Source organism: Glycomyces endophyticus, from assembly GCF_039531525.1.
Taxonomy (GTDB): domain Bacteria; phylum Actinomycetota; class Actinomycetes; order Mycobacteriales; family Micromonosporaceae; genus Glycomyces; species Glycomyces endophyticus.
Map to the genome: position 1 here is coordinate 638,795 of NZ_BAAAQF010000004.1, position 13,791 is coordinate 652,585.

Genomic DNA, 13,791 nt, shown 5'->3' on the forward strand with positions numbered 1-13,791 from the left:
GGACCGGTGCGTCCGCCGAGGCCCCCGCGAGTGACGCGGCGGGGCGTGCTCGCCCCATTACCGAATCGTTACGAATGGAACACGCTATCCTTCCCGCCGTATCTTGTGCGAGCTGTGTCCGCCATCATATGTTGCAGTCAACAACAAATCTCGGAGGTACCTCTCATGCACTCCATCAGCAGCCCGCTCCGACTCGGCGCCGCGCTGGGCGCGGCGGCACTGGCCCTCACCCTGACCGCCTGCGGCACCGGCGACGACACCGGCGGCGACGGCGACACCCCCCTCATCGGCGTCATCCTCCCCGACTCCGCCTCCTCCGACCGGTGGGAGACCGCCGACCGCAAGTACCTCGAAGAGGCCTTCGAGGCCGCCGGCGTCGAGTACGACATCCAGAACGCCCAGGGCAGCCGCGAGGACTTCCAGACCATCGCGGACCAGATGCTGACCAACGGCGTCGACGTCCTGGTCACGGTCAACCTCGACTCCGGCACCGGCAAGACCGTCATCGAGAAGGCCAAGTCCCAGGGCGTGGCCACCATCGACTACGACCGCCTCACCGAGGACGGCGGCGCCGACTACTACGTCAGCTTCGACAACGAGCAGGTCGGCGTCCTCCAGGGCCAGGGCCTCGCGACCTGCCTCGAAGGGGCGGCCGCGCCCGCGCTGGTGGCCGAGCTCAACGGCTCCCCCACCGACAACAACGCGACCCTGTTCAAGAACGGCTACGACTCCGTCCTCGACCCGCTGTACGCCGACGGCACCTTCGAGAAGGGCCCCGACGAGTGGGTCCCGGACTGGGACAACGCCCAGGGCGGCACGCTCTTCGAGCAGATGCTCACCGACACCGGCGCCGAGATCGACGGGGTCCTGGCCGCCAACGACGGCCTCGCGCACGCCGTCATCACGGTCCTCCAGCGCAACAACCTGAACGGGACCGTCCCGGTCACCGGCCAGGACGCGACCATCCAGGGCCTGCAGAACATCCTCACCGGCGACCAGTGCATGACCGTCTACAAGGCGATCAAGCAGGAGGCCGACGCCGCCGCGGAGCTCGCGGTCGCGCTCGCCAACGGCGAGGAGCCCGAGACCGACGCGAGCGTGGTCGACCCGATCAGCTCCGCCGAGGTCCCGGCCGTGCTCCTGGAGCCGGTCGCCATCACCGCAGAGAACATCCAACTCGTCGTCGACGACGGCTTCGCCGACCCGGCGGAACTGTGCGCCGGCGACTTCGCGGCCCTGTGCGACGAGCACGGGATCGGTTAGGGGCATAACACGGTGCTGCTCGAACTCACCGGCATCTCGAAGCGCTTCGGACCGGTGGAGGTCCTCTCCGACGTCGATCTCGCGATCGACGCCGGAGAGGTCTGCGCCCTGGTCGGCGACAACGGCGCAGGGAAGTCCACTCTGGTCAAATGCGTGGCCGGCATCCACAGCGTCGACGGCGGCGAGGTCCGCGTCGACGGCGAACCCCGGACCATATCCGGGCCGCGCGACGCCGCCAACCTCGGGATCGAGGTGGTCTACCAGGACCTCGCCCTGTGCGACAACCTCGACGTCGTCGAGAACCTGTTCCTCGGGCGCGAGAAGCGCCGCGGGATCATCCTCGACGACGACGCCATGGAGCAGCTCGCCGCCGAGACCCTCTCCTCGCTCGCCGTGCGCACCATCCGCAACCTCCGCCAGCCCGTCGCGAGCCTCTCCGGCGGGCAGCGCCAGACCGTCGCCATCGCCAAGGCGGTCCTGTGGAACTCCCGGCTCGTCATCCTCGACGAGCCCACCGCCGCCCTCGGCGTGGCCCAGACCCGCCAGGTCCTCGAACTCATCCGGCGCCTCGCCGACCAGGGCCTGGCCGTCCTCTACATCTCCCACAACCTCAACGACGTGTTCGCCGTGGCCGACCGGATCGCCGCGCTCTACCTGGGCCGCATGGCCGCCGTGCTCGACGCGGCCGACACCACCCAGTCGCAGGTCGTCGAGCTGATCACCAGCGGCCGCTCCGGCCAGCTCGGCCTCACCGACCAGAACGGAGCCCGGGCATGACCACCGAGGTCCACACTCCCCCCTCCGCCCCGGCCGAACCGAGCGCCGCCCGCGCCGTCGTCGCCCACGCCAGGAACTACTGGGCCGAGGTCCGCTCCGGCGAGGTCGGGGCCCTCCCGGCCGTCGCCGGGATCATCGCCCTGTGCGTGTTCTTCGGCCTGAGCAAGCCCGTGTTCCTGTCCGTGGGGAACCTCGCGAACCTCTTCGGGCAGGGCGCCGCCGTCGCGTGCATCGCCATGGGCCTGGTGTTCGTCCTCATCCTCGGCGAGATCGACCTCTCCGCCGGGTTCGCCTCCGGCGTGTGCGCCTCGGTGATGGCCGTGATCCTCACGAACTGGGGCCTGCACTGGACGATCGCCATCGGCGCGGCCCTCGCCACCGGCGTCGTCATCGGGCTCGTCCTCGGGACGCTCGTCGTCAAGCTCGGCATCCCGTCGTTCGTGGTCACCCTCGCGGCGTTTCTCGCCTTCCAGGGCATCGTCCTGATGATCCTCGACGAGGGCAGCAACATCTCCATCAACGACGAGACCGTCAAGACCATCGCGGGCGGGAACCTCGAGCGCTGGCAGGGCTGGGCCCTGCTCGCCGTCACCGTCGCCGCCTACGCCGCGATCCAGGTGCAGCGCTGGCGCCGCCGCGTCGCGCGCTCGCTCGTCCACGAGCCGCTCGCGGTCGTCCTCGCCCGCGTCGGCGCCCTCGCGGCGCTCCTGGCCGCCGGGGTGTTCCTGCTCAACCTGGAACGCTCGGCGAACCCGGACCGGATCTCGCTCACCGGCGTGCCCGTGGTGGTCGCGGTCATCGGCGTGCTCTTCGCGGTGTGGACGTTCGTCCTGCACCGCACCAGGTTCGGACGCCACCTGTACGCGGTCGGCGGCAACCCCGAGGCCGCGGTCCGCGCCGGCGTCAACGTCGACCGGGTCCGCATCGCCGCGTTCGTCATCTGCTCGGGCATGGCCGCGGTCGGCGGCGTCGTCGCCGCGTCCCGCGCGGCCTCGGTGGACCCCAACACCGGAGGGTCCAATGTGCTGCTGCTTTCAGTGGGGGCCGCGGTCATCGGCGGTGCTAGCCTCTTCGGAGGCAAGGGCACGGTGCGGGCTGCCCTCCTGGGAGGAGCGGTGGTGGCCATCATCAACAACGGCATGGGGCTCATGGGCCTCAGCGCCGGCGTGCGGTTCGGCGTCACCGGTGCGGTCCTGCTCCTCGCGGCGGGCGTCGACGCCATGTCGCGGGGCCGGGGCAAGCTCTTCGGCAGGCACTGACCGGTGGCCCGGACCGGGACCGAGGAGCTGCGGCGGCGCAACCGCGCAGCGCTCGTCGAGCAGCTCCACCGGCACGGTCCCCAGACCCGCGCCGAACTCACCGAGGCCCTGGGGCTCAACCGATCCACGATCGGTGCGCTCGCGGCGGACCTCGCCGAGTCGGGGTACGTCCAGGAGACGACGGGGCGGTCGACCGGCTCGGCCGGCCGGCCCTCGACCCTCGCCGAGTGCGTCCCCAAGGCCGCCATGGTCACCGCGGTCGAGATCCGCGTCGACCTGGTCCGGTTCGCGCTCGTCGGCCTCGGCGGCGAGGTCCTCGAGCGCGCCGAGACCGAACTCGACGGCGACGACCCCGTCGACGCCATCGCGGCGGTCACCCGCGGGACGGCCCGCGACGCCCTGGAGGCGGTCGCGGCGGTCCCCGGCCTGGTCGACGCCGGCTCGGTCGCGCACTCGACCGAGCTCGGCTGGGCCGGCCGCGACCTCGCCGCCGACCTCGCCGCGGCCACCGGCCGCGAATGGCAGGTCGTCGACACCGCCACGGCCGCCGCCGTCGGCGAGTGGTCCCGCGGCGACGCCCACGAGTCCACGAAGCTGCTGTACCTGCACGGCGGCCGCGGCCTCACCGCCGGCCTCGTCGTCGACGGCCGCGCCCAGCGCGGCGGGTCGATCCAGCTGGGGCACATCGTGGTCCAGCCGGGCGGCCGCGAATGCGCGTGCGGCCTGCGCGGCTGCCTGGAGGCGGAGATGGAGGTCTTCGGCTACGCCGAGGACATCGAGCACGCGACCCTCGCGGCCGGCATGGGCGACGGCGCCGCCCGCGACGGCCTGCGCCGCTCCGGCGAGGACCTCGGCCGCGCCCTCGGCGCGGTCGTCACCGCCACCGGCCCCGACGAGATCCTCTTCGGCGGCTGGCTCCGCGAGCTCTACCTCGCCACCGCCGCACCCGTCCGCTCCGCCCTCGCCGAGACCACCCTCCCGCACCTGCGCTCCCGGCTGCGCCTGCGCACACCGGTGCTCGGCGACGAGGGCGCGCTCACAGGAGCGGCGGAGACGGGCTTCGCAGCGGTCGTCGACGGCATGCGCTGACCCGGAACCGGACTCGCACGGCCCCACACTGGTACGCTTTCTCGTACGAGTCGGGTACCATTCAAGGTGCCACCGAAGCGAGAGGACGCGGCAGGATGACCATCACCGCCAGCGAGGCCAGGCGGGATCTGTTCCCGCTCATCAAGAAGGTCAACGACGACCACGCCCCCGTCCGCATCTCCTCGAAGGCCGGCAACGCCGTGCTGATGTCCGAGGAGGACTACGAGGCGTGGCAGGAGACCATGTTCCTGCTCCGGTCGCGCGGCAACGCCGAGCGCCTGATGCGGTCGATCGCCGAGCTCGACGCCGGCGGCGGCGCCGTCCGCGAACTCGTCGAGGCGGAGGACGACGAGTGAAGACGGTCTTCTCCGAAGCGGCCTGGGAGGACTACACCCACTGGGCCGAGACCGACCGCAAGACCGTCAAGCGGGTCAACCGCCTCGTGAAGGAGATCAAGCGCGACCCGTTCACGGGCATCGGCAAACCCGAACCGCTGAAGGGGCCGCTCTCGGGCTGGTGGTCGCGGCGGATCGACGAGGAGCACCGCCTGGTCTACCGGGTGCGCGACGACACCGTCGAGATCGCCCAGGCCCGCGGCCACTACGGCGACTAGCACCACACACTCGGCTGGCCCGCCAGGACTCGAACCTGAAACGACTGAACCAAAATCAGTAGTGTTGCCGATTACACCACGGGCCAACGGCCGCGCGAAGCGGCCGGGACAAGGATATCGCTACCGGTCCGACCATACATGCGCGGGGATGCGGGCGCGCACCTCCAGGAGGAAGTCCGCGACCGGCGCGATCGCCCGCTTGTCGGGGGCGCCGGTCCAGAACGCGATGAGCCACCGGCCCTCCATGCGCCACCGCGTCGCACGCGCGCGAGGGTCAGTGAGCAGGAACTCGATCATCCGCGGGGTGATGACGTCGTGGGCGTACCTGAGGTTGTCGGACTGGACGTTGAACCGCTGGTTGAACACCTCGACCTCGAAGCGGCTGCGGCCCGCCGAGCCGGCCTTGACCTCCAGGAAGGGCCGGAGCGCGGGCAGGTCGACCGCGACGACCTGCGCGTACCACTCGCTGGTGCTGTCGTCGCTGCGCTGGATCCGCTCGTACGCCGTGTAGGCGACGAGGTGGCGGCCCCGGTGCAGGCCGCGGTACACGTCGAGGAAGCGGAGGCTCCGCGTCGCCGTGAACGGGTCGCGGCGGGTGAGGGCCTTGAGCGAGGGGTCCTCGTGCACGTAGTGGAGGCCGTGCTGCGCGGCCCAGGCCGCGTTGCGGCTCCTGCGGCGCTGCTCGGCGTCATGGGCGGCCTTGACGAGGAACACGATGCCGACGGCGACCCCGCCGGCGCACACGGTCCCCGCGAGGGTCAGGAGCAGGATCGAGACGAGTCCGGGCACGGGGGCCTCCGGGACGGATGAGGGCCGCGCCTTCCGGCGCGGCCCTGCCGCTAGCTGTTGGACCACACGTGCCGGGGCACCTGGCCGTAGATGTCGATGAGGAAGTCCGCGTAGAAGAAGACCTCGTCGAGCTTCATCGCACCCGAGCGGAACGTCATCAGCCACGGGCCTTCGAACCGCCACTGGTAGGAGCGGGCGCGCTGGTCGGCGAGCATCCACTCCATGGTGCGGGCGTGGATCACGTCGTACGCGAAGCGGCGGTTCGGCGACTTGATGCGGAAGATGTCGTTGAACTGCTGGTTCTCGAAGTCGATGTCCTTCGCGAACCGCTTCGTCAGGAAGTTCTCCTGGCTGATGTCGAGCAGCGGCCGAGTGGTCGGCAGGCCGATCGCGACCACCTGGTTGGTGTGCGTCTGCGACTCCTTGCCCGAGCCGGTCGTGTACTGGTACTGGAAGAACACGATGTGCGAGTTCTTGTACATGCCGCGGAACACGTCGATGCCCTTGCGGGAGTGCCCGAGGTTGAACGGCTCCTCCGTGGAGAGGCCGACCACCGAGTTGTCCGACGGCTCGTAGTGGAACCCGTACTGGGCCGCCCAGGCCCGGTACATCGCGATCTTCTTCTGGCGGGCGCGCCAGCCGAAGTAGGCGATGACCAGGACGATGGCACCGCAGCCGGCGTACACCAGCCAGTTGTTGCTATCCACGGGGTGCATTCCTTCTTACAGGCGGGCCGGCTCGTCTCGCGAGCGCCGCCGGGGCAGGGGGGATCGGAGGGCCGCTACCGGCCGTAGGGCTGCTGGCCGTAACCGGGCTGCTGGGGCTGCTGCGGCTGCTGCGGGTAACCGGGCTGCTGGCCGTACCCGGGCTGGGGCGCGCCGTAGCCGGGCTGCTGCGGCTGCTGGGCGTAGCCGGGGGGCTGCTGGCCGTACCCGGGCTGCTGCTGCGGCTGCGGGTACCCGGGCTGCTGGCCGTACCCGGGCTGCGGGGCGCCGTAGCCGGGAAGCTGGCCGGGCGCGGGCTGCGGCGGCATCTGCTGCTGCTGGGGCTGCTGCTGCATGAAGCCGGGCTGCTGCATGTCGCGGAGCTTCGGGGCCGTGCGGGCCTCGGGGGTGTCCAGCTCGAAGTACTCCTCGGGGGCGAACCCGCCCATCTTCGCCGAGATCGAGCCGGGGAACACCTGGAGGGCGGTGTTGTACTCGCGCACGTTCGCGTTGTAGAACCGGCGCGGGGCCGCGATCCGGTTCTCGGTCTCCGCGATCTCCGTCTGGAGCTGGAGGAAGTTCTGGTTGGCCTGGAGCGCCGGGTAGGCCTCCTGCATGTGGATGACGCCGCGGATGGCGTTCCCGAGCTGGCCCTCGACCTGGCCCTGAGCGGCGTGGCCGGCGTTCGGGTCCTGGCGGGCCTGCATCGCGAGCGCTCGGGCCTCGGCAACCTGGCGGAGGGTCGCGTTCTCGGCCCCGGCCGCCTGCTGCACGACGTACATGAGGTTGTCGAGCAGGTCGTAGCGGCGCTGGAGCTCGACGTCGATCTGCGCCCACGACTCCTGGGCGATGTTGCGGAGCCGCACGAGCTTGTTGCGCCCGCCGATGACGGCGAACAGCACGATCAGGCCGATCAGCAGAACGAGGATCAGGATCCAGACGATTGGGTTGTCCATAATCCGTGAGCCTAGTCCATCTATGCCAGCGGGAGGGCACCCCAGCCGGGCCCCTCCCGCCTACAGAGACGGTGGTCAATGGTCAGGAATGCGCGTGCTCCACGACCGCGGCGAGCTCGGCCGCGACCGACTGCGCGACGGGCTCCTCGGAGGCCTCGACCATGACCCGCACGAGCGGCTCGGTGCCCGAGGGGCGCAGGAGGACCCGGCCGTCGGCGCCGAGCTTGGCCTGCCAGAGGGCGACGGCGCTCTTGACGTCCTCGTGGTCGATGACGGACTTGTCGGCGACGCGGACGTTCAGCAGCACCTGCGGCGCGGGCGTGAACACCGACGCGAGGTCCTTGAGGCTGCGGCCGGTGGCGGCCATGCGCGCGAGCAGCATGATCGCGGTCAGGGAGCCGTCGCCGGTGGTGGCGTGCTCGGACAGGATGATGTGCCCGGACTGCTCGCCGCCGAGGGAGTAGCCGCCCTCGGAGAGGCGTTCGAGGACGTACCGGTCGCCGACCTTGGTGGTCTCGAGCTCGATCCCGGCCGCGCCCATGGCCTGGTGCAGGCCGAGGTTGCTCATGACGGTGGTGACGAGGACGCCGCCGTTCAGGGTCCCGGCCTCGCGCATGGCGAGGGCGAGGATCGCCATGATGGCGTCGCCGTCGACCGTGTTCCCCTCGGCGTCGACCGCGAGGCAGCGGTCGGCGTCGCCGTCGAGGGCGATGCCCGCGTCGGCGCCGTGCGCGACGACGGCGGCGCGGAGGCCGCCCATGTGGGTGGAGCCGCAGTCCTCGTTGATGTTGAGGCCGTCGGGCTGGTCGTTGATGGTGACGACCTCGGCGCCGGCGCGGCGGAGGGCCTCGGGGGCGGCGCCGGTGGCGGCCCCGTTGGCGGGGTCGACGACGACCTTGATCCCGGTGAGCGGGTTCGGGCAGGCGGCCACGAGGTGCTCGATGTAGGAGTCGACGGGGTCGACGGAGCGCACGATGCGGCCGACGCCGTCGCCCTGCGGGAGCGGGGCCGGGTCGTCGAGGGCCGCTTCGATGGCGTCCTCGACGTCGTCGGGGAGCTTGCGGCCGCCGGCGGCGAAGAACTTGATGCCGTTGTCGGGCATGGGGTTGTGCGAGGCGGAGACCATGACGCCGAAGTCGGCGCCGGTCAGGGCCGTGAGGTGCGCGACGGCGGGCGTGGGGAGGATGCCGAGGTCGATGACCTTGGCGCCGGCGGCGGCGAGGCCGGCGGCGCTGGCGGCGGCGAGCATCTCGCCGGAGGCGCGGGGGTCGCGACCGATCACGGCGACGGTCTTCCGGCCGGTGGCGCCGAGGACGCGGGCGGCGGCGATGTTGAGGCGGAGTGCCAGGTCGGGCGTGAGGTCGGCGTTCGCCCGCCCCCGTACGCCGTCGGTGCCGAACAGTCGTGACACGGTGTGGCTTCCCATCTTGGCGGTGCCGGTGCGGCGCTCGCGCCCCTCGTCGGGCGGACGTGCGGGCCGGGCCGGACCGGTCGGTCGGCGGCAGTGCCGGTCGGCCTGCCGGGTGGCATGGAAAAAGGGGCCGCCGAGGATGTCCTCCTCGGCAGCCCCGTCGCTTGTGCAGACTAGCGCGTCCCCCTCTGGAGGGGGAAGGCGTGCTAGCGCTTCGAGTACTGCGGCGCCTTGCGGGCCTTCTTGAGGCCGTACTTCTTCGATTCCTTCTCGCGGGCGTCGCGGGTCAGGAAGCCGGCGGCCTTGAGGGCCGGGCGCATGTTCGGGTCGACCTCGAGCAGGGCGCGGGCGATGCCGAGGCGCAGCGCGCCGGCCTGGCCGGTGGCGCCGCCGCCGTGGATGTTGACCAGGACGTCGAAGTTGTCGCCGGCCTCGACGGTCACGAAGGGCTCCGCGACGGTCTGCTGGTGGACCTTGGACGGGAAGTAGTCCTCGAGGCTCTTGCCGTTGACGACGTACTTGCCGGTGCCCGGGACCAGGCGGACGCGGGCGATGGCGCGCTTGCGGCGGCCCACGGTCTGGATCGGGCGGTCCAGCGGGATCGCGGGGATGCTCGGCACGGACGGCGCGGCGGCGACGTCGGCGGGCACCTCGACGGGGGCTTCGGCGACCTCGGCGACCTCGGCGGGGGTCGGGGTCTCCTCGACCTCGGCGGTCTCGGTGGTCACGGGAGCCTCGGGGGCTTCGGCTTCGACGGCCTCGTTGGCCTGGGTCTCGTCACTCATGTGTCTGCTCCTGCCCGCGCCTACTGCGCGACCTTCGTGATCTCGTACGGCTTCGGCTGCTGGGCGGCGTGCGGGTGGCCGGGGCCCGCGTAGACCTTCAGCTTCTTGAACACGCTGCGGCCGAGCTTGGTCTTCGGCAGCATGCCGATGACGGCCTTCTCGACCACCTTCGTCGGGGCCTTCTCCATCAGCTCGGCGTAGGACTTCTCCTTGAGACCGCCCGGGTAACCGGAGTGGCGGATCGCCTTCTTGGTCTGGAGCTTGTTGCGGGTCAGCACGACCTTCTCGGCGTTGACCACGATGACGTAGTCGCCGGTGTCGGCGTTCGGAGTGAACGTGGGCTTGTGCTTGCCGCGGAGCAGTTCGGCCGTGTGCGTCGCGAGACGACCCAACACCACGTCGGTCGCGTCGATCACGAGCCACTGCGGGTCGAGGTCACCCGCTTTGGGAGTGTACGTCGGCACAGTGTTACCTAGCTTTCGTTGTCGGTGTGGAACGAATCCCGCGGATGAGGGCGGGACCGCCTGAATCCCCGCGGCCGCGGACGGCGCGCGCCGGCCGCATCGCGGCCGTTCGGGATTCGTTGGACAGCGCCGCCGCGGTGGATCTTGAGGGCCGCCTCAGCGGCCCGGTGCGGAGGCACTCGAACAACAGCTGCCTAGTCTACGCGGTGGTGGCGGCCGCCCTGTAGGCGGCCGCCGTGACCTCGGATACAGCCCGTCGGCAGCCCTCGTCGGCCGTCACTCCTCGACCACGGGGAGGTACACGCGGCCCCCGGAGGCGGCGAACTCCTCGCTCTTGCCCTCCATGCCGCGGGCGGCGTACTCCTTCAGCTCCTGGCTGATCTTCATGGAGCAGAACTTGGGGCCGCACATGGAGCAGAAGTGCGCGGTCTTCGCGGGCTCGGCGGGGAGGGTCTCGTCGTGGTACTCGCGGGCCCTGTCGGGGTCGAGGGCGAGGTTGAACTGGTCCTGCCAGCGGAACTCGAAGCGGGCCTTGGAGAGGGCGTCGTCCCAGGCCTGGGCCTGGGGGTGGCCCTTGGCGAGGTCGGCGGCGTGGGCGGCGATCTTGTACGCGATGACGCCCTCCTTGACGTCGTCGCGGTTCGGGAGGCCGAGGTGCTCCTTGGGAGTGACGTAGCAGAGCATCGCGGTGCCGAACCAGCCGATCATGGCGGCGCCGATGGCGGAGGTGATGTGGTCGTAGGCGGGCGCGACGTCGGTGGTGAGCGGCCCGAGGGTGTAGAACGGGGCCTCGCCGCAGATCTCCTGCTGGAGGTCGACGTTCTCCTTGATCTTGTGCATGGGGACGTGCCCGGGGCCCTCGACCATGACCTGCACGTCGTACTCCCACGCGATGTGGGTGAGCTCGCCGAGGGTGCGGAGCTCGGCGAACTGGGCCTCGTCGTTGGCGTCGGCGATGGAGCCGGGGCGCAGGCCGTCGCCGAGGGAGAACGCGATGTCGTACTGAGCGAAGATCTCGCAGAGCTCGCGGAAGTGCGTGTAGAGGAAGTTCTCCCGGTGGTGGGCGAGGCACCAGGCGGCCATGATCGACCCGCCGCGCGAGACGATGCCGGTGACGCGGTCCGCGGCGAGGGGCACGTACCGGAGGAGGACCCCGGCGTGGACGGTCATGTAGTCGACGCCCTGCTCGGCCTGCTCGACGATGGTGTCGCGGTAGACCTCCCAGGTGAGCTTGACCGGGTCGCCGTTCACCTTCTCCAGGGCCTGGTAGAGGGGGACGGTGCCGATGGGGACCGGGGAGTTCCGCATGATGTGCTCGCGGGTCTCGTGGATGTGCTTGCCGGTGGAGAGGTCCATGACGGTGTCGGCGCCCCACCGGACGGCCCAGGTGAGCTTCTCGACCTCGGCGGCGATGGAGTCGGAGACGGCGGAGGTGCCGATGTTCGCGTTGATCTTGGTGAGGAAGTGCTTGCCGATGATCATCGGCTCGGTCTCGGGGTGGTTGACGTTCGCGGGAAGGATGGCCCGCCCGGCGGCGATCTCGGCGCGCACGAACTCGGCCTCGATGCCTTCCCGGAGGGCGACGAACTCCATCTCGGGCGTCACGACGCCCTGCTTGGCGTAGTGGAGCTGGGTGCGGCACGGGAGCGCGGTCCCGTCGTGCTCGACGGTGCCGAGGCGCCCGGCGGCCGCAGTCCCCTCGGGGCCGGCGGCTTCGGTCTCGACCGCACCGGCGGCCGCCTCGCGCTCGGCGATCCAGTGCGCCCGCAGCCGCGGCAGCCCGACCTCGGGGTCCGACCCGGGCCCGGACGTGTCGTACAGCCGCACCGCCGGCTCCCCGCCGCTCAACGCGACCTCGGTGAACGGGACTTGGATGTCAGCCCGCGACCCCTCGACGTAGACCTTGCTTCTGCCGTTCATGCTGTCTCCTCAGTGATCTCGATCAATCGAACCCTCGGGCGGTGTCTGCGATGCCCTCGGTTCGCCGGGCCGCTCACAGGGCGGCGCTCTTGCGGCCGTGATGGTGGTGGAGCGGGCCGCGGCCGGTGCCGAGGCGCCAGCCGGCGGCGGCCTTCAGGGCCTCGGTGACGTAGACCTTGGCGCCGGCGACGGCCTGGGCCAGCGGGTGGCCGAGGGCGAGGCGGGCCGCGATCGCGGAGGCGAGGGTGCAGCCGGTGCCGTGGTCGTTCCGGGTCGCCACCCGCGGGGCGGCGAGGTCGAGCATCTGGCCGTCGCACCAGAGCACGTCGACGGCGGCCGCGCCGTCGCGGTCGAGGTGTCCGCCTTTGACCAGGACCGCGCGGGGCCCGTAGGTCGCGATCGCGCGGGCGGCCTCGCGCATCTCCTCCACCGAGTCGATCGCCCGGCCGAGCAGCTGCCGGGCTTCGATCAGGTTCGGCGTCAGCACGGTCGCGAGCGGTCCGAGGCCGCCGAGGTACGCGGCCGGGTCGCCCTCGTACAGCGAGTCGCCGGTCGTGGTGACCATGACCGGGTCGACCACGAGGTTCGGCAGCCGGTCGGCCTGACCGTATTCGGCCACGAGCGCCACGAGCGCGTCGCCACCGAGCATCCCGGTCTTCACCGCGGCGACGGGGAAGTCGGCGAGCACCGCGTCGAGCTGCGCCCGCACCAGGCCCGCCGGCACCGGCTCGGCGGCGGTCACGCCGCGGGTGTTCTGCGCGGTGACCGCGGTGAGGACGCTCGTGCCGTGGACGCCGTGCGCCGCGAACGTGTGCAGGTCGGCCTGGACGCCGGCGCCGCCGCCGGAGTCGGATCCGGCGATGGTCAGCGCGATGGGCGGCTGCGGGTGGGTGCGGTTCACAGGTCGGCCATCCCTTCGAACGTGGAAGACGCCTTCGCCAAGTGCCGCTTCGGTATCCGTCCGGCCAGGCGGGCGGCGCGGCCGGCGTTCACGGCGTCGCGCATCGCGGCGGCCATGAGCACCGGGTCGGCGGCGCGGGTGACGGCGGTGGCGAGGAGCACCGCGGAGCAGCCGAGCTCCATCGCCAGCGCGGCGTCGGAGGCGGTGCCGATGCCGGCGTCGCATATGACGGGCACGTTCGCGTGCTCGCAGATGAGTGCCAGGTTGTGCGGGTTGCGTACGCCGAGGCCGGTGCCGATCGGCGCGGCGAGCGGCATGACCGCGGCGCACCCGGCGTCTTCGAGGCGGCGGGCGAGGACCGGGTCGTCGCTGGTGTACGGGAGGACGGTGAAGCCGTCACGGACCAGGGTCTCGGCGGCGTCGAGGAGTTCGACGGGGTCGGGCAGGAGCGTGTCCTCGTCGCCGATGACCTCGAGTTTGATCCAGTCGGTGCCGAACGCCTCGCGGGCGAGCCGGGCGGTGCGCACGGCCTGTTCGGCGGTGAAGCACCCGGCGGTGTTGGGGAGGACGCCGACACCGCACTCCTCGATGACGTCCAGGATGGACCCGGTAGGGTACCGCCGCGGGGGCGCGGCGTCAGCCGCACCGGGCGTGAGCGGTTGCGGCGCTTCGGAATGCGCGGACGGCGGTCCGACGCGTCTGAGGGCGACGGTGACCAGTTCGGTTCCGGAGGCGGTGATGGCCGCGGCGAGCTGGGCGTGGTTGGCGGCGCCGCCGGTGCCGAGGATGAGGCGGGACCCGAAGGTCCGGCCGGCGATGGTCAGCGCGGTGTCGCCGCGGCTGAGGGTCTGCGGTTCCAT

General features: G+C 71.5%; 15 protein-coding genes and 1 tRNA gene. 6 read left to right on the forward strand and 10 right to left on the reverse strand.

From position 1 onward, the window contains the following. Positions 1-165 precede the first annotated feature (165 nt). The 6 genes from ABD419_RS06080 (at position 166) to ABD419_RS06105 (ending at position 5,001) form a co-directional block, all read left to right on the forward strand. Positions 166-1,263: a sugar ABC transporter substrate-binding protein gene (locus tag ABD419_RS06080; RefSeq protein WP_344483128.1), complete on the forward strand. Its 1,098-nt coding sequence runs from the start codon at positions 166-168 to the stop codon at positions 1,261-1,263. Between the two features lie 12 nt (positions 1,264-1,275). After that, a complete protein-coding gene (locus ABD419_RS06085) occupies positions 1,276-2,040 on the forward strand; it encodes an ATP-binding cassette domain-containing protein (RefSeq protein ID WP_344483131.1) in 765 nt (254 codons plus the stop codon). Further along, positions 2,037-3,299, forward strand: a complete 1,263-nt coding sequence (locus ABD419_RS06090) for a sugar ABC transporter permease (RefSeq protein WP_344483134.1) — start codon at positions 2,037-2,039, stop codon at positions 3,297-3,299. Before ABD419_RS06085 ends, ABD419_RS06090 begins: the two co-directional genes overlap by 4 nt. 3 nt (positions 3,300-3,302) lie before the next feature. Further along, entirely contained in the window at positions 3,303-4,388 is a 1,086-nt protein-coding gene (locus tag ABD419_RS06095; RefSeq protein WP_344483136.1) for an ROK family protein, read from the forward strand. Positions 4,389-4,483: 95 nt separating this feature from the next. Further along, positions 4,484-4,744, forward strand: coding sequence for a type II toxin-antitoxin system Phd/YefM family antitoxin (locus ABD419_RS06100; protein ID WP_344483139.1), 261 nt, complete (start codon positions 4,484-4,486; stop codon positions 4,742-4,744). Then, positions 4,741-5,001, forward strand: a complete 261-nt coding sequence (locus ABD419_RS06105) for a Txe/YoeB family addiction module toxin (RefSeq protein WP_344483142.1) — start codon at positions 4,741-4,743, stop codon at positions 4,999-5,001. The genes ABD419_RS06100 and ABD419_RS06105 overlap by 4 nt, the downstream gene beginning before the upstream one ends. A gap of 14 nt (positions 5,002-5,015) precedes the next feature. Here the strand turns inward: ABD419_RS06105 and ABD419_RS06110 are convergent. From ABD419_RS06110 to ABD419_RS06155, 10 genes are all read right to left on the reverse strand, one after another. Then, a tRNA-Gln gene (locus tag ABD419_RS06110) sits at positions 5,016-5,087 on the reverse strand. Positions 5,088-5,121: 34 nt separating this feature from the next. Further along, positions 5,122-5,790 (reverse strand): hypothetical protein, encoded by a 669-nt coding sequence (locus ABD419_RS06115; protein ID WP_344483145.1) that lies wholly within the window; start codon positions 5,788-5,790, stop codon positions 5,122-5,124. 50 nt (positions 5,791-5,840) lie between these two features. After that, positions 5,841-6,497: a hypothetical protein gene (locus ABD419_RS06120; RefSeq protein ID WP_344483148.1), complete on the reverse strand. Its 657-nt coding sequence runs from the start codon at positions 6,495-6,497 to the stop codon at positions 5,841-5,843. Positions 6,498-6,571: 74 nt separating this feature from the next. Beyond that, a complete protein-coding gene (locus tag ABD419_RS06125) occupies positions 6,572-7,450 on the reverse strand; it encodes a LemA family protein (protein WP_344483152.1) in 879 nt (292 codons plus the stop codon). A gap of 82 nt (positions 7,451-7,532) precedes the next feature. After that, entirely contained in the window at positions 7,533-8,861 is a 1,329-nt protein-coding gene (gene glmM, locus ABD419_RS06130; protein ID WP_344483155.1) for a phosphoglucosamine mutase, read from the reverse strand. Between the two features lie 206 nt (positions 8,862-9,067). Further along, positions 9,068-9,646: a 30S ribosomal protein S9 gene (gene rpsI / locus ABD419_RS06135; protein ID WP_344483158.1), complete on the reverse strand. Its 579-nt coding sequence runs from the start codon at positions 9,644-9,646 to the stop codon at positions 9,068-9,070. 20 nt (positions 9,647-9,666) lie between these two features. After that, positions 9,667-10,110: a 50S ribosomal protein L13 gene (rplM, locus tag ABD419_RS06140; protein ID WP_091053344.1), complete on the reverse strand. Its 444-nt coding sequence runs from the start codon at positions 10,108-10,110 to the stop codon at positions 9,667-9,669. Positions 10,111-10,386: 276 nt separating this feature from the next. Then, positions 10,387-12,030 carry a phosphomethylpyrimidine synthase ThiC gene (gene thiC, locus ABD419_RS06145; RefSeq protein ID WP_344483163.1) on the reverse strand — a complete coding sequence of 548 codons (1,644 nt, stop codon included), beginning with the start codon at positions 12,028-12,030 and terminating at the stop codon, positions 10,387-10,389. 73 nt (positions 12,031-12,103) lie between these two features. Then, a complete protein-coding gene (thiD, locus tag ABD419_RS06150; protein ID WP_344483166.1) occupies positions 12,104-12,931 on the reverse strand; it encodes a bifunctional hydroxymethylpyrimidine kinase/phosphomethylpyrimidine kinase in 828 nt (275 codons plus the stop codon). After that, positions 12,928-13,791 carry a thiazole synthase gene (locus ABD419_RS06155; RefSeq protein ID WP_344483169.1) on the reverse strand — a complete coding sequence of 288 codons (864 nt, stop codon included), beginning with the start codon at positions 13,789-13,791 and terminating at the stop codon, positions 12,928-12,930. The genes thiD and ABD419_RS06155 overlap by 4 nt, the downstream gene beginning before the upstream one ends.